Origin of the sequence: Pseudoalteromonas sp. SWYJ118 (assembly GCF_015864505.1) — a bacterium.
In the GTDB taxonomy this organism is placed as follows: Bacteria; Pseudomonadota; Gammaproteobacteria; order Enterobacterales; family Alteromonadaceae; genus Pseudoalteromonas; species Pseudoalteromonas arctica.
In genome coordinates this window covers 22,697-47,729 of record NZ_JADYXC010000003.1, presented here as the reverse complement: position 1 = coordinate 47,729, position 25,033 = coordinate 22,697, and the positions used below count along the sequence as shown (strand labels likewise).

Below are 25,033 nucleotides of genomic sequence, written 5' to 3'. Positions count from 1 at the left end.
TTGTGCCCTGCATCCCCTTATTGTGAGCGGTAATAATACCCCGCTATGACACCTAAAAGAGATATAAATGATACGTTTAACCGAAATAAAGCTGCCACTTGATCATGACGAAGATGCAATTGGTCAAGCAATTGTAAATAAACTAAAAATCCAACCAGAACAATTGCACAGTTTTAATGTGTTTAAGCGTGGTTATGATGCACGTAAAAAATCAGCTATTTTACTGATTTATACACTCGATATAGAAGTTGATAACGAAGCCGAGCTACTCGCGGCATTTGAAAAAGACCAACATGTAAAAGTAGCGCCAGACACAAACTATAAATTTGTAGCCCAAGCCAGCGAAAATATAACAGAGCGCCCTGTTGTGATTGGTTTTGGCCCTTGTGGTTTATTTGCAGGCTTATTACTTGCTCAAATGGGCTTTAATCCCATTATATTAGAGCGCGGTAAAGAGGTACGTGAACGTACAAAAGACACGTTTGGCTTTTGGCGTAAACGCACACTTAATACCGAATCAAATGTACAATTTGGTGAAGGTGGCGCAGGTACATTCTCAGACGGTAAGTTATACAGCCAAGTAAAGGATCCAAAACATTACGGTCGTAAAGTCATTACTGAATTTGTAGAAGCAGGCGCACCCGATGAAATTTTATACGTAAGTAAGCCACACATTGGTACGTTTAAACTTGTCACCATGATTGAAAAAATGCGCGCTCGTATAATAGAACTAGGCGGCGAAATTCGCTTTAGCACACGTGTTGACGATATTCATTTAGACCACGGGCAAGTAACAGGTTTAACGCTTTCAAATGGCGAGCAACTAAACACTCGCCATGTTGTATTAGCCGTTGGTCACAGCGCACGTGACACGTTTGATATGATCCACAAAAAAGGGATTTATGTTGAAGCAAAGCCATTTTCAATCGGTTTTAGAATCGAACATAAACAATCAATGATCGATGAATGTCGTTTTGGTACAAATGCAGGAAACCCAATTTTAGGCTCTGCCGATTATAAACTTGTTCATCATTGCGACAATGGCCGCACAGTTTACAGCTTTTGTATGTGCCCAGGTGGCACAGTAGTCGCTGCAACCTCTGAAAAGGGCCGCGTTGTTACCAACGGTATGAGCCAATATTCACGAAGTGAGCGCAACGCTAACAGCGCTATTGTGGTAGGCATATCACCGGAGCAAGATTTCCCAGGTAATCCACTTGCTGGAATAGACTTACAACGTAAGCTTGAAGAGCAAGCGTATGAGCTTGGTGGTAGCAACTACGATGCACCAGCCCAGTTAATTGGCGACTTTTTGAAAGGTAAATCATCAGAAAACTTAGGTGAAGTACAACCCTCTTACACACCCGGTATTAAGTTAACTGACTTGAGTAAAGTGCTACCACAATTTGCTATTGATGCCCTTCGCGAAGCGATACCAGCGTTTAATAAACAAATTCGTGGCTTTTCAACTAACGACGGTTTACTAACCGGCGTTGAAACACGTACTTCGTCGCCTATTAGTATTAAGCGTGATAAAACATTCCAAAGTATTAACACCAAAGGGCTTTACCCTGCAGGTGAAGGCGCAGGCTACGCGGGCGGTATTTTATCAGCGGGTATTGATGGTATTAAAGCGGCTGAAGCGGTCGCACTGTCTATGTTAGAAAACGCTTAAACCTCTTTTTTAAGCCGTTTATCGAAAAGCCTCACTTTGTGAGGCTTTTTTGTGCTAAATGTATAGAAAATAATAACACCTCAAGCACCTCAACAATGATCAAAACATTTACCTTTTCGTTGCTTAGTGTATTAGCAATTTTTAACGCTAAAGCACAAGAGCTAAAAACCATCGATGAAATTCACAGTGCATATAAAAATAATTCTATTAATGCACAGCAACTCACCCAAAATTATATAGACCGAATTAATAAACTTAATCCACACTATAATGCGGTTATTAGTTTAGAGCCTACAGCTATTGCTCAAGCTAAAACGTTAGATGAACTTGCCGTCAAAGGAACTTGGGCTGGGCCATTACATGGAATACCTGTACTTCTTAAAGATAATATAGAAACTAAAGGCACACTTCCCACAACGGCTGGCTCTTTAGCACTTAAAAATAACGTTACTGATAATGATGCTTTTGTTGTTAAACAACTACGTAATGCGGGCGCTATAATTTTAGGTAAAGCTAATTTAAGTGAGTGGGCAAATTTTCGTTCTTCCTATTCATCTTCGGGCTGGAGTGCTGTAGGCGGACAAACACATAATGCGCACGATGTAACACGTAACCCATGTGGTTCTAGCGCAGGTTCTGCTGTTGCGGTAGCACTTAACTTTGCGCCTATAGCATTAGGGACTGAAACAGACGGTTCAATTACGTGCCCTGCCTCAGTAAATGGAGTTTATGCAATAAAACCGAGTATGGGCCAAGTATCACGCTCAGGCGTTGTGCCTCTTTCAAGTAGCCAAGATTCAGTAGGGCCGATGGCGCATTCACTTAAAGATTCGCTGCTGGTTTTATCTGTTTTGCAAGGTGAAGACTCCCTTGATGCGACAACTACAGGGTTTGAATTAAAAACAGGTAATATAAAATCAAAATCGTCACTTATTATTGGTGCACTACCTAGCGACAAATTTACAGTTGAAACGCAGCGCCTTTATGCCAAGCAGTTACAAGCATTACAACAGGCTGGACACACTGTTATAAATGTAGATATTACTGATAACTTAGATACGCTATTTGTTGATGAATACTATATTTTACTTTATGACTTCAAAGCCGAAATTAATCACTACCTCGCAAGCACTCCAACACAAGTGGCTGTTAAAAGCCTAAAAGCACTTATTAATTTTAATATTCAAAATAAAAAAACAGAAATGCCCCATTTTGAGCAAGATATCCTAGTTCAATCACAGGCCATTGATTTAACTAACAAACAAAAATACCAAGAGACTAAAGAACGCTATCGCACTTTAGCAACGACAGCCATTGTTAATGTATATAAAAACAACAAGCTTGATATTGTTATAGCGCCTACAGTATCCCCCGCCTGGAAAACTGACTTAGTTAATGGTGATAATTTTAATGGCAGTAGTAGTTCGTTATCTGCTATTGCTGGCACAACGCACATAACCCTACCGGTCGGAAAAGTAAGTGGTTTACCGGTTGGTTTGTCCATAATAGCAAATAAAGAGGACGAGCAAGCGGCTTATTTATACGCAAACATTATTGATGAGGTGTTATCACCAGGCACAAAAAAACCTGAGTAAACTCAGGTTTTTTTAAACTAAACGGCGTTAACTATGACTTTTTAAGTGACAGTTTTTCGCCTTTTAAGCTTTTACGAACGCTTGAAATACGTGAGCGATTTACTGCTCTCGCTTCACCGGTTGCTTGTCCTGATAACTTGTTAGAACGTGTACGGCGTAAATGCGCTGGTTTTTTACCAATTTTATCAATTAGTACTTCACGGTTACTTACTTCGTAACCTTCTAAATATACACGTTTGATTTTTTGGCCGATTAGCGTTTCAATTTCAAACAAAGTGTTTTCTTCTTCGCGGCTAACAAATGAGATTGCTTGACCTTGGCGACCAGCACGACCTGTACGGCCAATACGGTGAACGTAATCTTCTGCAAGCCATGGTAAATCAATATTAATTACACGAGGTAAGCCATCAATATCAATACCACGAGCAGCCACTTCTGTAGCCACTAATACACGTACCTTGCCTTCTTTAAATTCACGTAAAGCACGACGACGGTTACCTTGAGATTTATCACCGTGGCAAACGCCTGCCGGGATACCATCAAGGTTAAGCTCTTTAACTAGCTCATCAGCTGTTTCTTTCATGTTTACGAAGACAAGCACTTGTTGCCAGTTTTTCTTACCAATCAATTCAGAAAGTAGCTCTTGCTTACGACGTTCTTCAACTGGGTAAACAACATGCTCAACGGTGCTTGCTGTACTGTTAGTTTGATCAACACGCACTATTTCAGCTTGTTTCAATACTTTAGATGCAAATTGTTTAATTGCTGCAGGGAATGTAGCAGAGAAAAGTAAAATCTGGCGCTCTTCTGCACAGCTTTTAATAACGTTTTGCATATCTTCAATAAAGCCCATATCAAGCATACGGTCAGCTTCATCAAGAACAAGGTGCTTAACACTTGCAAGGCTTAAGTTACCTAAACGAATATGATCAAATAAACGACCTGGCGTTGCAACAACAATATCTACACCTTCTTTTAAAGCATTTGCTTGGCCGGCAGTGCTAACACCACCAAATAAGCTAACGACTTTAAGCGATGTATGCTTTGCAAAATCTCTAAAATTATTTGCAATTTGTTCTGCAAGTTCACGCGTTGGAGCAAGTACTAATGCATGAGGTGCATTAGTTGTGCTGAGTTCAGACTCAACCAATTTTTGGATGATAGGTAAAGCAAACGCGGCAGTTTTGCCGGTACCAGTTTGTGCACTGGCTAAAACGTCTTTACCTTTACGAACAGCAGGAATTGCTGCGCGCTGAATGGGCGTAAGGGTGTGATAGTTAAGTTCGTCCAACGCCTGGATGATTTCAGGAGCGAAACTAAAAGATTTAAAATTCATGCTGTATAACCTACGGCCACATTATCAAGGGTCGCAAATTATACAGTAAAAACGAGCTAACAGTTAGTCATAACTTATCTTTTAACGTGTTTAATCTACTTTATAGCGTTTAAATATTAAAGAGGTGTTAATACCACCAAACGCAAAGTTATTACTCATCACGTAATCGGTATTAATCTCACGCCCTTGATGCCTTATATAATCAAGCTGAGCACATTCGTCATCAACGTTATCTAAATTAATTGTTGGTGCAAACCAGTTATCAGCCATCATATTAATGCTTGCCCATGCTTCGATTGCACCACAAGCACCTAATGTATGCCCCAAATAACTTTTTAACGAGCTAATAGGTTTGCTGCCCAATGCTTTAAACGTTGCGTGAGACTCGGCAATATCACCTTTATCTGTTGATGTACCATGAGCATTAACGTAACCAATTTTTTCTGGGTCTAAATTGGCATCTTGCAGTGCCATTTCTATCGCTAGTTGCATTGTTTTTGATGTTGGTTGAGTAACGTGCTGTCCATCAGAATTACAACCAAAACCAACCACCTCAGCTAATATTGTTGCTCCGCGCGCTTTTGCATGTTCGTATTCTTCTAAAATAAGTGTACCCGCGCCTTCGCCTATCACTAAGCCATCGCGATTTTTATCAAAAGGTCTTGGTGTTTGTTTTGGTGTTTCATTTTTTGTAGATGTTGCATAAAGCGTATCAAATACGGCGGCTTCAGTAATACATAACTCTTCAGCTCCACCAGCCACCATTATTTTTTGTCGGCCAAACTTAATCGCTTCATAGGCGAAGCCTATTCCTTGAGATCCCGATGTACAAGCAGAGCTTGTTGTTATAACACGCCCTTTTAAACCAAAAAACACACCAACATTTACAGGGGCAGTATGCGCCATCATTTTAATGTAACTCGTGGCTGTTACACCTGACATCGACCCCGTTTCCATCATATTTGCAAAGGCGAGTAGTGGCTCAGTAGAGCCCGTAGATGAGCCATACGCTATGCCCGTAGAGCCATCTGTTAGACTGTCGTGCTCGAGTAGTTTGGCTTGTTCAAGTGCGCATTCAGTAGCACGAGTTGACATAAGTGACACTCGCCCCATTGAACGGATTTGTTTACGTTTGTAATGACTTGGTCGCTCAAAGTGTTTAACTGGCGCGGCTAAACGAGTATTGAGGTCGTCAGCTATATCCCACTCTGGCATAGTAACAACAGCATTTTCGCCTTTAATTAAGGCTTGTTTGAATTCAGACCAATCATCGCCCAATGCAGTGACCACCGACATCCCTGTTACAACAACGCGTTTAATCAAACCATGCCACCATTAACCGAAATCACTTGGCGTGTTATGTAAGCTGCATCATCAGACATTAAAAAAGCGACTGTTCCCGCAACTTCTTTAACGCTCCCCATGCGTTTAAGGGGTATCATTTTCATCATTTCATCAATAGGTAATTCATCAGTCATCGCGGTTTCTATTAAACCAGGTGCCACACAATTAACTGTGATTTTGCGTTTTGCCAATTCTAATGCAAGTGCTTTAGTGGCCCCAATAATACCGGCTTTTGCTGCACTATAATTTACTTGTCCTCGGTTACCTGCAATACCTGACACCGATGACATTGTAATTATTCGCCCACCTTTACGGCTTTGTACCATAGGCATTACAGTTGGGTGTACTACATTATAAAACCCATCAAGGCCTGTACGTATTACACAATCCCAGTCTTCCCCTTGCATAGCAGGAAATGCCATATCGTTAGTAATACCTGCATTACACACCACGCCATAATAAGCGCCATGCTGAGCTATATCTTCTATTATTTGTGCTTTGGCCTGCTCTCTGTCGCATACATCAAATTGTAATAAACTGGTGGCTCTACCTAATGCATTAATTTCATCGCATGTTGCTTGAGCTTGCTCAACACCCGCTCTGCAATGTACGGCAATATCAAACCCTTGCTCAGCAAGTTTTAACGCAATAGCTTTACCAATACCACGGCTTGAACCCGTAACTAAAATTCTTTTTGTCATTGATTTTCTCTTATAAATTCCAACGGGTTTTCAGGCTGAAATACATTAATTTTTGCTTGGCAAAGTAGAGTTTCACACACGAGTATTTGGCATTCAAATACACTTAAACCTGACTCTTCTTGATATAGCTTTTTCACTTCAATAGTCAGCTTACTGCCGTTTTTAAAACACGGTTGATAAGTTTGATACTTTCGCGTGCCAATTAAAAAACCAATTTTTACAGGTTTATTTTCATCATTCGCTAACGCACCAGCGTAAGCGGCAATAGACTGCGCCATGTACTCAACACCAATATAGCTAGGTACGCCGTTAATTGCAGGACTAAAAAAAGGGCTTTGCTCAGTTATAGTAACGCCGCATTGAGCTTCATCTTCGCTGTGTGTTAAAAGGCTATCTATTAAAATCATAGGCGCATCGTGCGGGACTACTTGCTCTATAGGGTAATTAGTCAACGTTAACTCCCAATATTAAGCTGGCATTATTACCGCCAAACGCAAATGAATTAGATAAGCAGTATTTAAGAGCGGGCTTAAACGCTTGTTTTATTATTTTTATATCAGCCAAATCACTGCCTTCTTTAATCGCGTTATACGGCAGCATATGTTGGCCGCTATCTTTTAATAATAACCAACATATACCGGCTTCAATGGCGCCTGCAGCACCAAGAGTATGCCCTGTTAAATGCTTACTTGAGCTAAGCGGGGTATTGTTGCCAAACACGCGATTAATTGCAAGTGCTTCCATTTCGTCATTTTTTACAGTAGCCGTACCGTGAGCGTTAATATAATCAATATCACCACAGGATAACTTTGCGCTTTTTAGTGCTTTTTCCATTGAGGCTTGGGCGCCCATCCCATTAGGATCGGGGGCTGACATATGATGCGCATCTGAGCTTTCGCCACTGCCTAGTAACATAACGCCGTTATTTGTTATTGGCGTATTTTTAGTCATTACAAATAAAGCGGCCCCTTCACCAATATTAATGCCGTCTCTGGTGCTAGAAAAAGGCTGGCATAAACCCGAGCTTAAAGAAGCGAGCGAGTCAAAGCCATTAATTGTTAATTGGCACAAACTATCCGCACCACCACAAATTACCACATCGGCTAAATCAGCATTTAGCAAAGCTTGGGCGCTAATTAACGCTTTGCTACTCGACGTGCACGCAGTAGAAATACTGTAACAAGGCCCTAGAGCCCCTATTTTATGTGCAATGTAATGAGCGGGTGTAGCTAACTCTTGATCACTGTAACTAAAGTCATCAGGCCAGATTTTTGTACTTTCATAGCTTTTACGCGCTCTTTCGCCATCATGAATACCTGATGTACTAGTACCCATTACAATTGCGATACGCGACTTATCAATATGCGAAAGTTTATCTAAGGTTGGCTTAATCTGCTCTAAAGCTAGATCAATAAATGTATTGATACGTTTATTATTTGATAAAGCAATAGACTGAACTTGCCCGACATACAGCGGGGTTTGCTCAGCACTTAAACTTTTATTTAAAGTTAATAAAGGAGTTGCAGGGTTATATTTATTTAAGCTTGTTGTGGTTGCATCTTGGCCTATGCCCATCGCACTCACAATGCCTAAATCATTCAGCCAATATGTCACTGTTCTACCTTTTTAAATGTTATTTGATACTGATGTAAAATATTGTTCAACGTTGTCGACTCATCACTATATTCAATGGTGACAAATGTACCCTCATCGTTAAATACCTCCCGATTAGAGCCAACCTGCTCTATTAAAGCACCCTCTAACTGCTTTTGTAAAAATGCTACTGGCCAATGTACTAATGCAATATCCGCCAAAATATAATGAGGGTCTATCCCTTCTACCGCCAGCATATTTCGTGTTTTTACTGGGCCATTTAAAGGTTTTTCAAGCTCCATAATTGGAAAGCCTTGCACTGTCATTAACAATAACTTAATTGCACCTTTGTCATTTATAGCTAATTGGGCAAATACAGTGTGTGTTTTTTGCTGATTCGTAATATACAAAACATGCTGCCAAGACTTATCAAACATTTGTGCTGGCACGCTATTAATATTTAATTGAATATTAGGTGATAGATACACTCTATTTTTAGATGCTGTAAAACTCGTACATGCGCTCAATACAGCAAATATAAATACACTACACACCACATACTTAATTAATTTTGACATAACTGAGCCAACACATTTAAACGGCGTTCACTTTGTGCAACAAATGGGTTATTTGTATCCCATGCGTAGCCCGCTAAAATAGCACTAATCATTTCTCGCACCTGAGTATTTTGTTCAGAGTAAAATATCACATCCTGAAAACGCGTATCGTACCACCCTGTTACAAATGTTCTAAAACAATCGACTCCAGCTTGTAATGGCTGTGCGTAGTGAGCGTCAAAATCGACGACTTCGTTTTTTAAATAGCGATCAACAAGTGGGGCAACTAAATTTGCAGATTTGAGTGCAATTGTTACACCTGATGAAAATACCGGGTCTAAAAATTCCCCCGCATTACCCAATAAAGCAAAGTGCTTACCATATAACTTACTCACATTTGCCGAGTAGCCTTTTATATTTTTTGCTGGAGTTAATAACTCACGCTGTGCTAACAGTGTTTTTAAATAAGGGTCTTGCTCTATAAATTGATTTAGTAAATCGCTAGATTCATCATCATTAAAACGCTCTGACTGCGCCACAACCCCAATACTCGCAGTACCATCACTAAAGGGAATAAGCCAATACCACACGTCTGAATATTGAGGGTGTACGGTAATCAAAATTTTATTTCGATCAAAGCTTGTATCACTAATATTGTCTTTAAAGTGACTAAAATAAGCGCTTCGAACAGGAAAGTTAGAAGGAAGCTCTAAATCTAACAATTTTGGTAATACACGCCCAAAGCCACTTGCGTCCAATACAAATCGGGCATTAACGCGATAAGCTTGCTGCTGCTCATTGTGTACCACTAATGATGCACCATTTGGCTCATCACAGTAGTCAACCACCGTGTGCTTATATCTGATTTCTACGCCTTGTCCTTGTGCTTTGTCTGCTAATAATTTGTCAAAGTCGGCTCTTTTCACTTGATACGTAGTGCCTGGGCCTTTAGTAAATTTTTCAGTGAAATTTATAGTTGTATTTTGTCCTGACCGATGAAAAGCAGCGCCATCTTTAAACTGAAAACCTAAAGCTGCTGCATTGTCATGTAATGTATCGATTAAGCCCGCGTCTTCTAAGTACGCCATACATTGCGGCAGTAAGCTTTCACCAATTGAAAAACGTGGAAACGCCTGCTGTTCAAGTACCAGTACCCGCCATCCCTTTTGAACTAAAAGACTACTAGCCAATGCACCCGAAGGCCCAGCGCCAATAACAACAACATCGTACTGCTCAAGGTTATTCAAATTATTGTTCCTTTTGAGGCTTAAAAACACTCAGCGGTGATAAAAAGTAAATAGCTAAAATCCCTACCATTACACTCAGTCCAAAACTAAAAATAGCGGGTGTATCAGATGCACTCAACATGCCAAATACCCACATTGATGACGCAGCCGACAAGCTAATCGCCAACACATTTTTGGGCTCTAACTTATTTATTTGATAAAAAACGAGGTAATCAATTGCTAAAGCAATAACAAGTAACGCACCGAGTAAATTAAATAACGACAAGCTACCTTGAATCGCATTACATACCCAAAGCATGCTCAACACCACAACAGATAAAATGGTCACCTGCAGCAGCGCTATCTTAATCGTAAATCGCCAACTAAAAAGCAGCCAACTAATAAAACCCGCAAGCACTAAGCTTAATAGTAAATATTCACGGTAATCACTTAATAAAGCACTAATTTGTTTAGGTTTATTATAAATATAAACACCTTTACTTTTTTCAACTTCATTAATTAATTGATCAGATGAAATACCCGAAATAGACATCCACGTTATCGATTGTTCTGACTCAACAACCATTTGAGAAAGCAGTAATGGTTTAAATGTACTCGTGGCGAGTGTTTTATAAGTTAATAACGGTGCCTTTGTACTTGTTAACGCTTGCCCTGTAACGCGCTCTGCAATATCCAAAGTCCCTTTATTTTTAGCCTGTTCAAACAAGGCTTGGTTATCGCTCTGCTTTTGTAAACTAGGCAACCAATGGCTAATGCTATTATGTTTAAAATTAGGGTTTAGTTGGGTTAAGCGTTTTAAAAATTGTTCTTGCTTTTGTAAAAGCGCTTCGGAGCTATCTGCAAACATAAAAACAATTTGGCTATCCCATTGCCCAAGTAATAACAAATGCTTTTTTTCGTTTAGCATTAAATGTTCGGAGCTTGCATTTAATAGCTTTACATCATCATTAAAGCTAATAGGTTTTATTAAAAATAACGCACTTATAAGGACTAATAACGTAATGAGTATTGGTTTTTTTAAACTATTGCAGTATAAAAAAACCTTAATGAGCTTTTGACTCATCAATAAACTCGAAGGCGATAACGTGAGTGTAGATTGCCACAATGGCAAAACTAAAACTGTAAATAGCCAAGCACTCACTAAACCCGCAATAACAAACACACCAACTTGAGATAATAACGTTAGTGGCGCACCTAGTAAGCAGCAATAACCCAACGTAGTCGTAATAAGAGAGAGTAAAAGCGCAGATTGTGTCCCTTTGCTGTAGCCTTTTTCATGCTCTTTTTTGGCTAAGTCAGTCATACCATGAAATGCATAATCAATGGCAATACCAATCAAGGTAACTGCAAAAACAAGCGTTAATAAATGAATAGTATTAAACAGCAACACCATAGCGATAGCGCCACCAATAAGTGCGCTCAGTACGGTAAAGCTTGCTAATAAAATACTGTTTAAACGCCTAAATACCCAAAATACCATAGCAATAAGGGCTAATAAGCTAATGCCACCAAACAGGCTCATCTCGTATTTAGCTTGTTTAGCATTTTCAGCCGTATGAAATAGCACACCAGAGTAAGTAATGCTTAAATCAGGGTAGGTTTTATTAAGTATATTGATCTGTTTAATTATCGCGCCAGCTAAATCAATTGATTTATTAACCCCTAAATTTTCGGGCGCTAAGTTTGCCAAAATGACACGGTATTCAACGCCTTTTAAACGTCGAGTTAAACGACCTTGTTCAAGCGTAAACAATTGACTTTGTTTTAAGTTATCTTCTATAAATGCCGCTAGGCTCAAACTTGTATCTTTGCTTAAGGTAGCACTTACAAATGGGTTGCCTAACTGATTTAATTGCTCAAGGTAATAATGTTCAAACGTTGTTTTTTTGCTTAATGTTTGCTTGTAAGTATCACTTAATAACGCATGTTTGAAAGGTGAGAATGTTTGCGCTAAATCGTTAACGGACGGAAAGTTAAATGTGCTTTTAATTGCATTATCGTCGAGCCATTTTTGGAAATCATCAAATGCTTTATTTTTATTATTTCCTGCAAACGAGAACATAATACGGTTAGCATTTTGCTGAAAAAAAACATCTTCCGCATGTGCAATTTGGGAGTGCGACTTTGGCAATAAGCTAAACATATCGGCGCTAAACGTTGGTTTAGACAGCCAAAAAGCTGCAGCAAAAAGTAAAATTAAACTGCTAAACCACCCTACAATAACGGTAATTCGTTTTGTCACTGCACTATTCCCTTAATTAACCACTGCATTATTTAAAAACATAATTTTATTTGGAATAAGTAAACTCAATTTTTGTGTTATTTCCTGAGTGCTCATTTAGTGTAATACTGCTCACTTGCTTAGCAGTTTCACATAAAATAAAATCACTAAATAATTGCTGTAGTATCGCTTCTTTTGGTATTAACTGTGTGCAACTGTCTTGCATTTTAGCAATGTCAAAACGTGTTTCCAGAGCACTCATATTTACGCTAAGTAAGTCACTCAGTAATCCTACAAATTGCTCGCTACCGGGTTGTGGTATTAACTCACCATTGGCATTTTGTGCAAGCACTTTGCCGTTTTCTATTATGAGCATACTCTCAACAGGCATTTTCACTTGCCAAATTAGCTTTTCATCAATTAACGAAAAAACACCCGACGAAATAAAAGGCTTAGCAAATCCATTAAATTGCTTATATTGCTTAAACTCACCTTTAATAGCGGCTGCATTTACTACAGAGCAAAACAGCAAAAAGCTAATGGCTATGCTCAATGTAAAACATTTTAAAAAATTCATTTAATCGCCTATAAAATAAAAATTTAATTCAAAACCGCTTTTAACTTATTAAATAAAATAGCGGGTGATTCAAATTGCATTTCTTTGGAGCTAACCTCAACCGCAACTTGCGTGGTTGAGGCTTTAGTAAGGCGCTTATTAGTTAGCGAGTCAGTGATTACGTAATCAATCCGTAGTCGGTTCTCGTATTCTTTTAAGTAAGCCGCTACTTTAATTTTTTGAGTAAATACTGCTGAGGCAACATACTTTATTTGCATATCAACAATTGGCCACGCGTAGCCCGATTCATGCATTTGCGGGTAATCATAATCAAATAAACGCAGTAACTCGCAGCGCGCTACTTCTAAATAACGTGGGTAATTTCCATGCCATACAACATTCATTGGGTCGCAGTCATGAAATGGAATTTCAATTTCTACCACATGCGTTAATAATGCACCTTTACTATTCATACAACGCCCAACGTTTAGTTTGAATATACCCTATTGTTTGCCTTAGCACGGCTTCCATTGGTCTATCCTCAGTGAGGTTTTCAAAGTAATCAGTTATATCGGTATACATGTTTTGCATATCTTGCGTTAAAGTCGAAAACTCAAGATCGCCTTGTTTTATACGCAATCTAACACCTTGAATACTTGCTAATAACGTACTTGCTAACACTTGTTCTGTTAGCTGTAAAATACGTAAACAATCGCGAGACGCAATAGTCCCCATACTCACTTTATCTTGATTATGACACTCTGTAGAGCGAGAAAAAACGCTGGCCGGCATGGTTAGCTTTAATGCCTCTGCTGTGTAAGCGCTACAGCCAATTTGAACCGCTTTAAAACCATGATTAATATAACGGCGCTCTGGTGCACTATCAGACAAGTTTGAAGGTAGCCCATTGTTGTACTTAGTATCAACCAAAGAAGCGATTTGTCTGTCTGCTAAATCAGCAAGGTTTGCAACGGCTGTTTTCATGCTATCCATTGCCATTGCAATGTGGCCTCCGTAAAAATGCCCGCCGTGTAATACATGCTCACCTTGGCCGTCAATTATTGGGTTATCGTTTGCTGAATTAAGCTCGTTTTCTATCATGTGCCTAAAAAACGGCAGACTGTCTTGCAGCACACCAATAACATGGGGTGCACAACGGATTGAATACCTATCTTGAAGTCTGTCTGCATTACGAGGGTGATCGTGATGGTTTAAATCTTCTCTTATCCAACGTGCAATTTGTTGCTGCCCAGGATGTGGCTTAACTGAAAATAATATCTCATCAAAATGATGGCTATTTCCTTTAAGCGCTAAGCTTGATAATGCAGTAATACGGCTCGCCAGTTTAGCTAAGTAATTAGCCCTATCAAACGCTAAACACGCTAATGCAGTCATTACCGCTGTGCCATTCATAACGGCAAGACCTTCTTTTGGCCTTAGTGTTAGTGATTCTAAGCCAACTTCTTTCATAACTTCTGCACTGTTACGTACTTGGTCTTTGTAAAACACATCACGCTCGCCTACCATCGCACCTGCAACGTAAGATAACGGTGTTAAATCGCCACTGGCACCTACGGACCCTTCTTGCGGGATCACAGGCACTATATCGTTATTTAAGTAATCTTTAAGTAGGTGCAGCATTTCCCAGCTAATACCAGAGTAGCCCTGTGAAAGTGATGTTAAGCGGGTCGCTAAAATTGCACGCCCTTGCACTTTATTAAATACATCCCCGAGTCCACAGCCGTGAAAGCGAGTTAAATGCAGAGGTAATTCATCAACTAAATCAAGGGGTACAGCCACCGTTACAGAATCACCGTAACCAGTAGTAACGCCGTAAATCACGCCATCTTCTTTTAAAAGTGTGTCTAAAAAACGCAAAGCGCTATTAATTTTAACGCTAAAAGTTTCACAGCTATTTAATTGCACTTGTGTTTCATTAAAGGCAACTCGAACAATATCTTCAATTGATAATCGCTGATTGCCAAAAAGCTGTATATTTTGTTCAGTCACACTTGTTCTCCATTGATTGATCGCGCACTACCTGCTGATCACTTTTCCAAAAATCGTAAAAATTAAACCACTGATAAGGATATAAAGCTGCGTAATAACTCAAACGCTGTGCATAGTCAGTAATAATAAGTGTTAGCGCCTGCTGTCGCTCTCGTCGAGGCATTTTTAATGATTGGCTGTAATGTTCAAATATCACTTGATACTTTTTGCTTTTTTTATCTTTTAAACAAAACAAAAAGTAAACAGGGCAATCAAGCAGCGCGGCTAATATAAAAGGCCCCTGTGAAAATGGGGCATTTTTGCCTAAAAAAGGCACCTGTACCGACCGAGAAGCCGTTGTTGTGCTTGTTCTGTCGCCAACAATAACGATTATTTCTCCCTGCTCTACTTTTTCTTTTAGTAAAATAGCTAAGTCAGGCCCCATATCAGTCACTTGTATTAAATTAACCGACACATCTGGGTTAATCTTTTTAAGCATTTTATTAAATTCAACAGCGTGATGGGTAAACACCAGTACATTTATTTTTTTACTGCTGCGGTGCTGGCTAAGTGCCCTGCACACCTCTAAATTACCCAAGTGAGAACCTATAAAAATAGCCCCTTGATTTTGCTCATCTAGCTCAGCAAATAAATGCTCATTCGTGTATTTAATATCACGTTGGGTTATTCGCCCAAGCCAAGCATCAATTTTATCTAATGCGCTATCTGCAAAACTACAAAAGTGCGCTAATTGCATTTTAAACGTAACAGGTTGTTTGCAGCCTTGGTAAACATTAACTTGCTCTAAAAACGCTTTAGATGCTACACGCGCTACTTTTCCTGTTAAAAAAAGATAAAAGACCACAGGAAACAAAACAATCCACAGCCCTTTTCTACCCAGTAATTTATGAGCAAATAACAGTATTTGAATACCTAAAAAATTACCGCGTTCTTGCATTTTAGACCAGTGTTTAGCGGCCATAACGCCTCTTTAATTTATGCCAAATTAACACAGGAGAGCGAATCAACATTCCAAAAAACAAGCGGGTGTGTAACCACGAAATACGCACGTTATCGTGTAATGGCTGAAAATGAGAAAGCCCATTTTCGGGGTAAATTACTTGGCTAGGTAAAAATACAAAAGGCACATTGCGCCAATATAAACGCACTAAAATTTCGGGGTCAAAATCCATGCGTTTTCCAAGCGATACCTCATCAATTAGCTTTGTACTTTGCTCAAGCGGATACACTCTAAAGCCACACATCGAATCTACAATTGTAAAACTTAACGTTTCAATCCATACCCAAACATGCGTTAAATAACGTGCTAAATAACGGTGTTTAGGCACTGAATCGTCATATATTGGGCAACAACTTATAAGCGCTTTAGGCTGAGCGTTTGAAAGCGCTATTAGTTTTTCAATATCAGATAAGTCATGCTGACCATCAGCATCAACCTGTATCGCATGCGAAAAACCTAGCTTATATGCTTGCTTTAAGCCGGTTTGTACCGCGCCGCCTTTGCCTTGATTATCGTCGTGGGTAACTACACTCAACTGCGCGTGTTTTGCATCAAGCTTACTAAACACATTTTTAGCTTCGACGTTGCTTGCGTCATCAACCATAATAATAGGAAGATTAAATGACGATAATTGGCTCAGTACATCATCAATAACCGTAATGTGATTATAATTTGGGATAACAATACAAAAATTATTCATTTATTAGGCTATCAAAAACAACACGGCCAGATGCATGCTGTCCTTTGTTTGAATTATACGAAAAGGTATATTTATTCTCTGCCTTTTGCTCAAGCAATAATTCGATTGTTATACTTGGGGTAATCACTACCTGAAACTTTAATACTTCAACATTTTTAACAGATTGCTGAACATTATAATATTTACAAATTGCAGCCACAGCCCAGTCTAATTGCACAACACCTGCGAGTATTGGGCCATCAGTGAAATGTCCTTTGAAATAATCTAAATCATGAGGAACTAGTAAGCTTAATTTATACTTTTGCTCTGCTTTTTCACAAGACAGTAAATCAGGCTGTGTTTTAGTCAACTTTTGCAAAAAGACTCTCCAATGCTTTTAAATTTAACTTTGCCTGTGAGTTGTATGGTAATTGATCTACAAAACGCCACTTTTTAGGGATACAAATTCGCTCAAAGCGCGCTAATGCATGCGCTTTTAATAAATTATTTGTAGCTAACTTACCGTCACCATTAAAAAATATCTGCCCTTTATGCGTAAGCACAACAATAGCGCCTACAATTAACCGCTCACCAGGCAAGGCGATTACTTTAGCTTCACTTACCCACTCACTAGTACACAAATGTTGTTCTAGCTCATCTAAACTTAATCGTTTTTCTTCTAATTTTATAATCCGATCGAATCGGCCTAATAATCTAAATTGACCATTTTTAAGTACTTCGCCTCTATCATCTAAAGGGTAATTTTTGTCGCGAACGAGCGGTGAGTTTAAAATTAAACGCTGATCGTCCAAAGCCCGTACTTTAATACCCGAAAAAGGCTGCCAAAGGCTAACCTTTTCAAGTGAAGTAACTTGTCGATATGCAATACCACCGGTTTCGGTACTACCAAAAACTTGTGTAACTGGTTTATTTAATTGCGTAAACAACGATACAGCATCTTCGTTTAATAGCGGTCCACCTGATGAGAAAATCCATTGTAAATGAGACTTATCATCCACTAAAACATTATCAATACATAACCGTTTTAACTGCGCTGGGCTTGAAACAAACACTACTTTTTTAAATAACTTGAGCTTTGTAGCTATATGTTCTGGGTAATGCAATAGCTCTGTATTTACAACCTTTCCTGCACGTAATGGCCACAATAATCTAAACAATAAGCCGTATATATGCTGATGCGAAACACTCGCTATAAAAATAGGATTATCAATTAGTGCGTAGCTATTAATTAATGTACTTAATTCTTTATTTATTACCTGCCACGTTTTTACAATTGGCTTTGCTTTACCCGACGAGCCCGACGTGTAAAAAACAATTGTGCCTTCTTGAGGCCATTTAATTGTTTCAATAGATACAAAGTGAGGTTGATTGACTAAGGTTCCTATATCTAAAAAATCAGCCTCTAAATCGGCTACTAATTCAGACTCACCAATAAAAAAAGGTGTTTGTTTAAGCAAGGAGTTTAACGTTGCAGGTTGCCCATTAGGCGGCAAAATCACTGTGTTTCCGTGTAGTGCCAAAGCAAATAAGTACACGGCAAATTTGTAGGTGTCTGTGGTGTATAAAACAACCGATGATTTAGCATTTAACGTTGATAGCTTTGCTAAAACTTCGTTTATATCACTAACAAACTGACGCTCCGAAATATCATTATCAGTATGATTAAAACATGTTCTTATCGCATTACTTTGAAAAGCATTAAACACCGGCGTTCCTTTTTACTTTTTGTCTGACTAGCCACTCTATAGCAAACAATGTGCCCATAGCTAAGTAAGCAATAAAACCATTATAAAAAGCCCAGGTTTCTAGGCTACTAAAAATACTGGTGTACAGGGCAATGCCACCGTTTAATACAAAAAAAACACACCACACTAGCGTTACTTTTTTTGTATAAATTACACCGTTTTCATCAAGTGAGGGCTCAGTAATGCGCGCAAAGGTTTCAATAATAGAAGGCCCTTTATACAAAGAATACGCAAACACAACTAACATAACTAAATTAATGATTACGGGATACAAACGCAGCCCTAAGTCGCTATCCATTACCTTGGAAATCAAAATAGTAATGGCTGCTAAAAATGTAGCGGGCTTTAACCACGGCATTTTATCAAACAGGGCTTTGCTTAACCAAAGTCTAAGCCCGAGTAAAAATAGCAGTAATACTGTAATAATCTGACTATTAAAACGCGTAAGGCCTACGTACACAATAATAGGGTAGCAAGCCAAGCAAATCATAATTAACGTTGTTAAAACTGCTTTTAACATAGTATTAGTTAACTAACTTTTCTATTTCGGTGACTATGTCTTGCACTGTGCGCACAAGCTTAAAGGCATCAGGCTCAATTTTTTTACCTGTGATTTCTCTTAATTTTACAACTAAGTCAACTGCATCAATACTGTCTAAATCAAGATCTTGGTACAGGTTAGCCTCTAAGCTAATATCTTCTGGGTCTATTTCAAATTCGTTTTCTAAAATGCCGTGTAATACATCATAAATTTCAGCAGCGGTTTTCATCTTTCTTCCTACTTTTATATATTAAGAACGTGCTTGTTCAATAAATTTTGCTAAAGAATTAACTGAGGCAAAGTGCGCTTTAGTTTGATCAGAGTTTGCATCTATTTTCACATCAAATTGCTTCTTTATCGCAAGGCCAAGCTCTAATGCATCTATGCTGTCTAGCCCTAGGCCATCTACAAATAAAGCGTCATCATCTTGTATGTCAGCAGTGGTCATGTCTTCAAGGTCAAGGCTTGAGATAATCAGTTGTTTTATTTGTTCTTTTAATTCGCTCATATATTTTTTAGCTCTTGTGTAAAATAATGTTGTAAATCTTTAGTCAATTGGCGTGATTGTATCGCAGGCATATCGCTGTCGTACGTTGCACAATTAAACTGCTGGCTCGCAAGCCCCATTGTAAAATGCGCCTGATATGGCGCGACCTTATACCAAGGTGTGCCTTTGGTTAAAGTGTTTGGCTTCATTTTAATTAAAAAAGTAGTAATGGGCGCATGACATCTAATTGCAATATTTGCAGCGCCTCGTTTAAACTTTAATGTTTTGTGAGGCTCTGTCCGTGTCCCTTCAGGAAATACAATTAAGTTATTACCCTTTTGCAAACTGCGCTCGCACTCTCGTAATAGCTCCTGCGGATCGTCATTACTTATATAGCCGGTGCTTTTAATAACGCCGCGCATAAAAGGATTTTTAAATAAATGTGCCTTTACTACGCAATCTGCATTTTTTACTACCGAAATTAAAACAACAACATCAATTAAAGAAGGATGGTTTGCTAATATCAGTTGCCCTTTTAAGCCTTCAATTTTTGCTTTATCGTTGACATGAAATCGAATAACGCCCGTTACATGCATTAAACTAACAAACCATTTGAAGCTGTAATGTACTGTTTTTCGAGCCTTAATCTTTTGTTTAACTGAGTCACTTTGAAATAGGCGCTGAGCAGGAAAAACAATAAAGGCTAATACTAAACCACCCATTCCAAAAACTGAAAAGCAAAATGCAGTAGCAATAATCCGCCAAATCAACCCACATAGCCTTTGTACATTTTTAAGCATGGTATGTAAGCTGCCAATCGTGCTCAAGCGTGTTATGAACAAGTAATGTATTGCTTCGCTCATACAAAGCTTTAGCGCATTGAATACTCATTGGTAAGTCGCTTTTTTCCATGCCCGTATTAAATACTTTGTTTAAACTAAAATGGGGTTCGCCTTTTTGCGGCGCTCTTATTATTAAACCAATAGAGTGTGCTATTTGCTGTTCATCGGCGTACTGAGCGTAAATATCGGGGAGAGTCTCGTCGGTATGAACTATTAACATGTGTTGCTGATCGTTATCAGCAAGTCTTACAAAGCCATCTACGAGTGCATAAATAAAGCTTTCGGCTCCTGCAGCAATAGCATTTGTAGCACTTGTATTACCCTGTATTATCCCAAAAAGTCCCGATGCGGCATTATGCACACTTAACCCAAAACCAGTGGGCGACAGTGGCTGATCATTTACTACATCAATAAGTAAGTTAGACGTTTTGTGAAAATCACCGTGGCGAGAAGAAAAAACACTCGGTAAATTAACATAGTTACCTTGAGTGCTTACTTGATGAGCACTAAAGAGTGCCATTTTAATAAAGGAAGTCATTCGGCGTCGCTGCATAGCAGGCACCCAACTAAGATTTAATACGGAGGAATCAAACCAATTACTCTCTTTTATTTGTCGCTGTTCGGGCTTTATCCATATAGCGAGTTCTTCAACAACAAATTTCACAGCTCTGCATATTTTATAAGATATAAGGGAAGGAATTTTACCGATTTTAGCAATAGAAGTAAATAATCATTAACAAAAAGCACTGAACTAACACTTTGTTCAGTGCTTGCTCATATTGCTAAGAAAGAAGGGCTATATCGTCCTGCTTTATACACTTAGCTGTGCCGCCAACAACATCGTTGTTATTTAACTCATTAATTAACACTTCGCCTTGAGCTTGCTGCTCATCACTAAGCGGTAAATACGGTAATCTAAATACAGGGTTTACTGCACCTGTCATCATCAACGCGGTATTAATAGCAATGGGGTTTGGTTCACAGAACAACCAGTTCATTAATGGTTGTAATGATGTATTTAACTCATCATTTTTAGTATCCATTAACTGACGGAATAACCCAGGTATTAAGTTAGAAGTAACCGAAATAACACCGTGCGCTTTATGTGTGTGGCGCGCATCGTGACTTTCGTCATCGTTACCCGACCAACATGCAATACCTTGTTGTTCATAATGGGCAATACGTTCATTACCGCCACACTCTTTTACACCAATAAAATATTCATGTTTAGCGAGTGGCTCAATAATATCAGGTGTTAGGTCTTGACCTGTTCGCCCTGCTACGTTGTAAATAAAGGCAGGTCCAATATCAAGTACGCGCTTAAAGTGCTCTTTAACACCCGCAATAGACGTACGTCCGTAATATGGATTAATTTGCAGTGCTGCATCCATACCGCTGGCAAAGCCATATTTAGTTGCTTTAATCGCTTCACGGGTGTTGTTACTACCGGTATTACCGACAATAACCAGTTTGTCACCATACTTGTTTGCACTGTGCGCTATAAGCATTAAATGCTCTTCCCAGTTCATTAACTGGCCTTCGCCTGTTGTGCCACCAACTACAATGCCGTCAACGCCTGCTGCAATTTGTATTTCTACGAGTTCATCGTACTTTGCTAGGTCTATTTCACCGTTTGCTAAGTATGGCGTTTTAATAGCTGTAATAAGGCTTGCTTGTTTAATTTGGTCTAGGGTGCGCATAAAAAATCATTATTTATAAAACTTGCGCTATTTGTAACATAATTGCCGGTACTTTTGGAGGTGTAAGCCTACATTTAATTATAAAATTTCTTGTGTTATTAAGTTTGGTAATACAAAATGAATAACTGTATATATGAACAGTGTTTTATTTTTAACGATACCAGAGGCTTTATGCGTTTATCTGACTACTTAGCAACTCATTTTTATAACACCGATGAACTGTGCCAAGCATTAAATATAGATGCAGATACACTTTTAGCTTGGCAAGAGCGAAGTGTTTTCCCAAAACCAAGTTACTGTATTAAAAGTCAACTTAGCTGCAGCTCATATTCAGGTTTGTATGAATGCGAAGAGTATGACGACTATTACCCGCGCGGCTGTGTTAATTGGGGTCAAGGTCTTTTAAAACAAAAAATAGAATCATCAAGCCATGCTTTTAATTATTTTGCACAGCAATATACTGCAAGCCTAACTAAGCTCGCTCAGCAAGGATTTACGTTTAGCGAAGAGCTATTTGGCTGCGAAATAGACGAGCACTTGCAGCAAATTTGGCAACAGTTTTTATGCAGTAAGTACGGCGTGCTTACTCAAAATGGATTAATAGACGAAATAGTCTCGGTAGATATTGGCAGGCTATTAGTTGACGACATTACAGAACTGCGCAGTAAAGCGAGCTTAAGCCAAGAAGAAAGAGCGCTACTGCACCCCGCCATGAAGCTTTTAAACAAAGCATTAGGGCATGGCGCCGATCATGAAAAACAACACACATTACGCACCCGCTATATAGATGCACTTATTTTAAAATACGATTTATCTATTAAATAGTTTTGCATTATTTTAGGATTATTTGACGAAAAACAAGATCTGTTAACTTAATTGTTACGAAAAATGTAATTTAAAGGCACTGACTCAATGACAATCAAAACAAAAATAAGTGTAATTTCTGCTGTAATCACTATCCTATCTTTTAATACGCTAGCTAAAGCTAATAACGAAATAGCAAATGACGACATAATAAAAATGCAGCGTGCAGCACTTGCTAAAAACACTGCGAATAAAGGCTTTGGCCCACAATCTCCACGCAATATTGATAATTATAAAGGCGAAAACACCGTAGTTTTCTCTCATGCCCCAACTTCATCAAATATGAACTTATGTAATATACACTTTCATAAAAATGCTGAACATGCCGGTGGCGAATTTAGCAAATATGCAGGAAATGGTAATGGAAAAGGTTTTCAAAGTGGCTACTTATATTCAGACTCTTTAACTAAAAGTGAAAGTAAACCAGCAAAAATTGAAATTTGTCCGAGCGATCACGGCGCGCTTTTAGTTGGCGATACCATTGAGGTACATAACGTTCATACGTCAGCAATTGTAAAACCAGGCCCTACCTTGGGGAGTTGTTTAAGTGATTCGATTAAAAATCCGCAACTACGTGTTGAAGCTCAAGTATATGTATTAGTAAACGATGCTAACGCACTTGATTTTGCTCAAATAAGCGCCGTGTCATCTGTTAATGGTTACTATCAAGCTATTGCTACACCTACAAATACGGGTAAACCTGTTGTCTATAGTGGTTCAACTACTGGCCCGAGTTACAACGAAGCAGGCTCTCCTTTTCAGGTAACATGGTCAGTTAAACCAAAAGTAGCAAAGGTTGATATAAACAGTGTTGGTAAATGGTGTGAGAGTAACGCCTTTGATGAAGATCATGCCCACGGCGTACGAAATCTCGTAATAAATCCTGCACTACTCTCTAAAATCAAATAATTAAAATTTAGCCAAATAAAAACAACCCACTAATTAGTGGGTTGTTTAATTATGACCATTAAAATGAGTACTTCGCTTAATGGGATAAAAATGTCACATTAAAAGTATTTAAATCTTCATATGTAATACATGTTTGCTCATTAGTATTAAGCTCAACCACACCACAGTAAGAACCAGTTATAAACACTTGCCCTGCTTTTAAATTAATTCCCTTTGCTGATAAGTAATTAACCGCCCAATAAAGTGGAAGCTGCGCAAGCTCTGCAGGATGCACACCCGTCAGGTTTAACTCCAACTCAGTTTGCTTAACGTTAATATTTACAGTACTTGCGTTATACGCTTTGGCTTTATCTATTTGTGGGCCTAAATACACACCTTGATTAGATAGGCCATCGGCCAGCTTTTCAATGTGAGTGCTTGGAGTGTCTTCATCAAACCTTTTTTGGATAAGCTCAAGTGCTAAGTGGGCGCTGGCAAATGCAGTATCCACGTCTTCATTTGTATAGGTATTATTACTTGGTAAATCGCTTTGTAAAATAAATGCAATTTCTGGTTCAATAAGCGCTTTATTGTTTGTTGTATACAGTGGGCAATTTTCAGCTTGTTTTATAGGTGCATGTAAAAGAGGCGCTAATATAATTGAGCCATCATCTAAAGGCAGCATACACTTCCAGCCATATACAGTTTGATCATTTAAGTAAATCATCAACTTTTGTACTTCTATCGCATCGTCAGTCGAGTCTAGTACTAACTCTTTAGGAAAGTTTGAACGTGCTGGGTTTTCATCTCTTTGTGCTAATAAGTGAGTAGCAATTAGTTTTAGCTGTATTGAGTTGTTCACATAAATCTCTTTAAAATACGTTACTGGTTAAGCAGTAAATAGGAAGGGTTATATTATTAATGTATTAGCTTAGGCATTAGAACATCATGTTAAATACCTATAATTAAAATTGTATTTAAAACAAAGCGTGGTAATTATTTAAGTATCAATAGATTTAAGCGATCGTAAAAATAGCCCTAAGCCGCCAAACGCTAAAATTATAATAACAATCAAATCAAACGACGTCATAGTTCGCATACTAAATCGCACACTCGATATAACGCCAAATATGAGTGCGGTTAACGAACCTAGAGATAGCACCCAGCCTAAAATATTTTTAGAATTGTAAAAAATCAGACCCACACCAAAAATAAATGGGATCATAACCATGCCGCCTGTAACGCCAAAGCCACCTAAAGCATTAACACTATAAATGCGAGAACTTAGTCCAAAATTAGAGGTCACCGAAATTGCGTTTAGCAGCATATAAAAGCCACCGCACATCATAATCAAACCAATAAAAAAATGCCCAATACCACCAGAGCTTCCACCCGCACCTTTCATTATTAATTATTCCTTTTATATTTTTA

27 protein-coding genes are annotated in these 25,033 nt (G+C 38.7%); 4 read left to right on the top strand and 23 right to left on the bottom strand.

What is annotated here, in order from left to right; genetic code table 11:
• Positions 1–67: 67 nt before the first annotated feature.
• Entirely contained in the window at positions 68–1,675 is a 1,608-nt protein-coding gene (locus I6F48_RS04690; protein ID WP_197118922.1) for an NAD(P)/FAD-dependent oxidoreductase, read from the top strand.
• A 95-nt stretch (positions 1,676–1,770) separates the two neighbouring features.
• Complete coding sequence (locus tag I6F48_RS04685) at positions 1,771–3,270, top strand: amidase family protein (protein WP_197118921.1); 1,500 nt, start codon at positions 1,771–1,773, stop codon at positions 3,268–3,270.
• 31 nt (positions 3,271–3,301) lie between these two features.
• Here I6F48_RS04685 and I6F48_RS04680 read toward each other — a convergent pair whose 3' ends face one another.
• The 21 genes from I6F48_RS04680 to dapA all read right to left on the bottom strand — a co-directional run bounded on the left by I6F48_RS04680 (position 3,302) and on the right by dapA (position 21,850).
• Positions 3,302–4,606 carry a DEAD/DEAH box helicase gene (locus I6F48_RS04680; protein WP_002958629.1) on the bottom strand — a complete coding sequence of 435 codons (1,305 nt, stop codon included), beginning with the start codon at positions 4,604–4,606 and terminating at the stop codon, positions 3,302–3,304.
• 90 nt (positions 4,607–4,696) lie between these two features.
• On the bottom strand, positions 4,697–5,926 hold the full coding sequence (locus I6F48_RS04675) for a beta-ketoacyl-ACP synthase (protein ID WP_165740383.1): 1,230 nt from the start codon (positions 5,924–5,926) through the stop codon (positions 4,697–4,699).
• Entirely contained in the window at positions 5,926–6,651 is a 726-nt protein-coding gene (gene fabG / locus I6F48_RS04670) for a 3-oxoacyl-ACP reductase FabG (protein ID WP_007580797.1), read from the bottom strand. The genes I6F48_RS04675 and fabG overlap by 1 nt, the downstream gene beginning before the upstream one ends.
• Entirely contained in the window at positions 6,648–7,103 is a 456-nt protein-coding gene (locus tag I6F48_RS04665; RefSeq protein ID WP_024591752.1) for an ApeP family dehydratase, read from the bottom strand. The genes fabG and I6F48_RS04665 overlap by 4 nt, the downstream gene beginning before the upstream one ends.
• On the bottom strand, positions 7,096–8,265 hold the full coding sequence (locus I6F48_RS04660) for a beta-ketoacyl-ACP synthase (RefSeq protein WP_165740375.1): 1,170 nt from the start codon (positions 8,263–8,265) through the stop codon (positions 7,096–7,098). Before I6F48_RS04660 ends, I6F48_RS04665 begins: the two co-directional genes overlap by 8 nt.
• Positions 8,262–8,822 (bottom strand): DUF3261 domain-containing protein, encoded by a 561-nt coding sequence (locus I6F48_RS04655; protein WP_165740373.1) that lies wholly within the window; start codon positions 8,820–8,822, stop codon positions 8,262–8,264. The genes I6F48_RS04660 and I6F48_RS04655 overlap by 4 nt, the downstream gene beginning before the upstream one ends.
• Positions 8,810–10,048 (bottom strand): NAD(P)/FAD-dependent oxidoreductase, encoded by a 1,239-nt coding sequence (locus I6F48_RS04650; RefSeq protein ID WP_165740371.1) that lies wholly within the window; start codon positions 10,046–10,048, stop codon positions 8,810–8,812. Before I6F48_RS04650 ends, I6F48_RS04655 begins: the two co-directional genes overlap by 13 nt.
• Position 10,049: 1 nt before the next feature.
• Positions 10,050–12,290, bottom strand: coding sequence for an MMPL family transporter (locus tag I6F48_RS04645; protein WP_165740369.1), 2,241 nt, complete (start codon positions 12,288–12,290; stop codon positions 10,050–10,052).
• Between the two features lie 46 nt (positions 12,291–12,336).
• A complete protein-coding gene (locus tag I6F48_RS04640; RefSeq protein WP_197118920.1) occupies positions 12,337–12,846 on the bottom strand; it encodes an outer membrane lipoprotein carrier protein LolA in 510 nt (169 codons plus the stop codon).
• Between the two features lie 23 nt (positions 12,847–12,869).
• Complete coding sequence (locus tag I6F48_RS04635; protein WP_007580812.1) at positions 12,870–13,298, bottom strand: acyl-CoA thioesterase; 429 nt, start codon at positions 13,296–13,298, stop codon at positions 12,870–12,872.
• On the bottom strand, positions 13,291–14,835 hold the full coding sequence (locus I6F48_RS04630; protein ID WP_197118919.1) for an HAL/PAL/TAL family ammonia-lyase: 1,545 nt from the start codon (positions 14,833–14,835) through the stop codon (positions 13,291–13,293). Before I6F48_RS04630 ends, I6F48_RS04635 begins: the two co-directional genes overlap by 8 nt.
• Complete coding sequence (locus tag I6F48_RS04625) at positions 14,828–15,796, bottom strand: LpxL/LpxP family acyltransferase (protein ID WP_165740770.1); 969 nt, start codon at positions 15,794–15,796, stop codon at positions 14,828–14,830. The genes I6F48_RS04630 and I6F48_RS04625 overlap by 8 nt, the downstream gene beginning before the upstream one ends.
• Complete coding sequence (locus I6F48_RS04620; protein WP_197118918.1) at positions 15,786–16,535, bottom strand: glycosyltransferase family 2 protein; 750 nt, start codon at positions 16,533–16,535, stop codon at positions 15,786–15,788. Before I6F48_RS04620 ends, I6F48_RS04625 begins: the two co-directional genes overlap by 11 nt.
• A complete protein-coding gene (locus I6F48_RS04615) occupies positions 16,528–16,893 on the bottom strand; it encodes an ApeI family dehydratase (RefSeq protein ID WP_197118917.1) in 366 nt (121 codons plus the stop codon). The genes I6F48_RS04620 and I6F48_RS04615 overlap by 8 nt, the downstream gene beginning before the upstream one ends.
• Positions 16,877–18,241 (bottom strand): AMP-binding protein, encoded by a 1,365-nt coding sequence (locus I6F48_RS04610; protein ID WP_024591743.1) that lies wholly within the window; start codon positions 18,239–18,241, stop codon positions 16,877–16,879. The genes I6F48_RS04615 and I6F48_RS04610 overlap by 17 nt, the downstream gene beginning before the upstream one ends.
• Complete coding sequence (locus I6F48_RS04605) at positions 18,234–18,800, bottom strand: hypothetical protein (protein WP_165740774.1); 567 nt, start codon at positions 18,798–18,800, stop codon at positions 18,234–18,236. The genes I6F48_RS04610 and I6F48_RS04605 overlap by 8 nt, the downstream gene beginning before the upstream one ends.
• A gap of 4 nt (positions 18,801–18,804) precedes the next feature.
• Positions 18,805–19,050 carry an acyl carrier protein gene (locus I6F48_RS04600; protein WP_002958648.1) on the bottom strand — a complete coding sequence of 82 codons (246 nt, stop codon included), beginning with the start codon at positions 19,048–19,050 and terminating at the stop codon, positions 18,805–18,807.
• A gap of 21 nt (positions 19,051–19,071) precedes the next feature.
• Complete coding sequence (locus I6F48_RS04595) at positions 19,072–19,329, bottom strand: phosphopantetheine-binding protein (protein WP_007580830.1); 258 nt, start codon at positions 19,327–19,329, stop codon at positions 19,072–19,074.
• Positions 19,326–20,108: a lysophospholipid acyltransferase family protein gene (locus I6F48_RS04590; protein ID WP_197119054.1), complete on the bottom strand. Its 783-nt coding sequence runs from the start codon at positions 20,106–20,108 to the stop codon at positions 19,326–19,328. The genes I6F48_RS04595 and I6F48_RS04590 overlap by 4 nt, the downstream gene beginning before the upstream one ends.
• A complete protein-coding gene (locus I6F48_RS04585) occupies positions 20,101–20,814 on the bottom strand; it encodes a beta-ketoacyl synthase chain length factor (RefSeq protein ID WP_173585785.1) in 714 nt (237 codons plus the stop codon). The genes I6F48_RS04590 and I6F48_RS04585 overlap by 8 nt, the downstream gene beginning before the upstream one ends.
• A 118-nt stretch (positions 20,815–20,932) precedes the next feature.
• Positions 20,933–21,850 carry a 4-hydroxy-tetrahydrodipicolinate synthase gene (gene dapA, locus I6F48_RS04580; RefSeq protein ID WP_024608419.1) on the bottom strand — a complete coding sequence of 306 codons (918 nt, stop codon included), beginning with the start codon at positions 21,848–21,850 and terminating at the stop codon, positions 20,933–20,935.
• Positions 21,851–22,021: 171 nt separating this feature from the next.
• Here dapA and I6F48_RS04575 point away from each other — a divergent pair, with 171 nt between their 5' ends.
• Together I6F48_RS04575 and I6F48_RS04570 are read left to right on the top strand one after the other, a co-directional pair.
• The gene (locus I6F48_RS04575) at positions 22,022–22,675 is read left to right on the top strand and encodes a DUF6058 family natural product biosynthesis protein (protein WP_165735823.1); all 654 of its coding nucleotides are present in this window, start codon (positions 22,022–22,024) and stop codon (positions 22,673–22,675) included.
• A gap of 87 nt (positions 22,676–22,762) precedes the next feature.
• A complete protein-coding gene (locus tag I6F48_RS04570) occupies positions 22,763–23,623 on the top strand; it encodes a delta-class carbonic anhydrase (protein ID WP_197118916.1) in 861 nt (286 codons plus the stop codon).
• Positions 23,624–23,699: 76 nt separating this feature from the next.
• Here I6F48_RS04570 and I6F48_RS04565 read toward each other — a convergent pair whose 3' ends face one another.
• Both I6F48_RS04565 and I6F48_RS04560 read right to left on the bottom strand, forming a co-directional pair.
• A complete protein-coding gene (locus tag I6F48_RS04565; RefSeq protein ID WP_197118915.1) occupies positions 23,700–24,464 on the bottom strand; it encodes a 2-keto-4-pentenoate hydratase in 765 nt (254 codons plus the stop codon).
• Positions 24,465–24,602: 138 nt separating this feature from the next.
• Positions 24,603–25,007 carry a hypothetical protein gene (locus tag I6F48_RS04560; RefSeq protein WP_002958658.1) on the bottom strand — a complete coding sequence of 135 codons (405 nt, stop codon included), beginning with the start codon at positions 25,005–25,007 and terminating at the stop codon, positions 24,603–24,605.
• Positions 25,008–25,033: the final 26 nt, after the last annotated feature.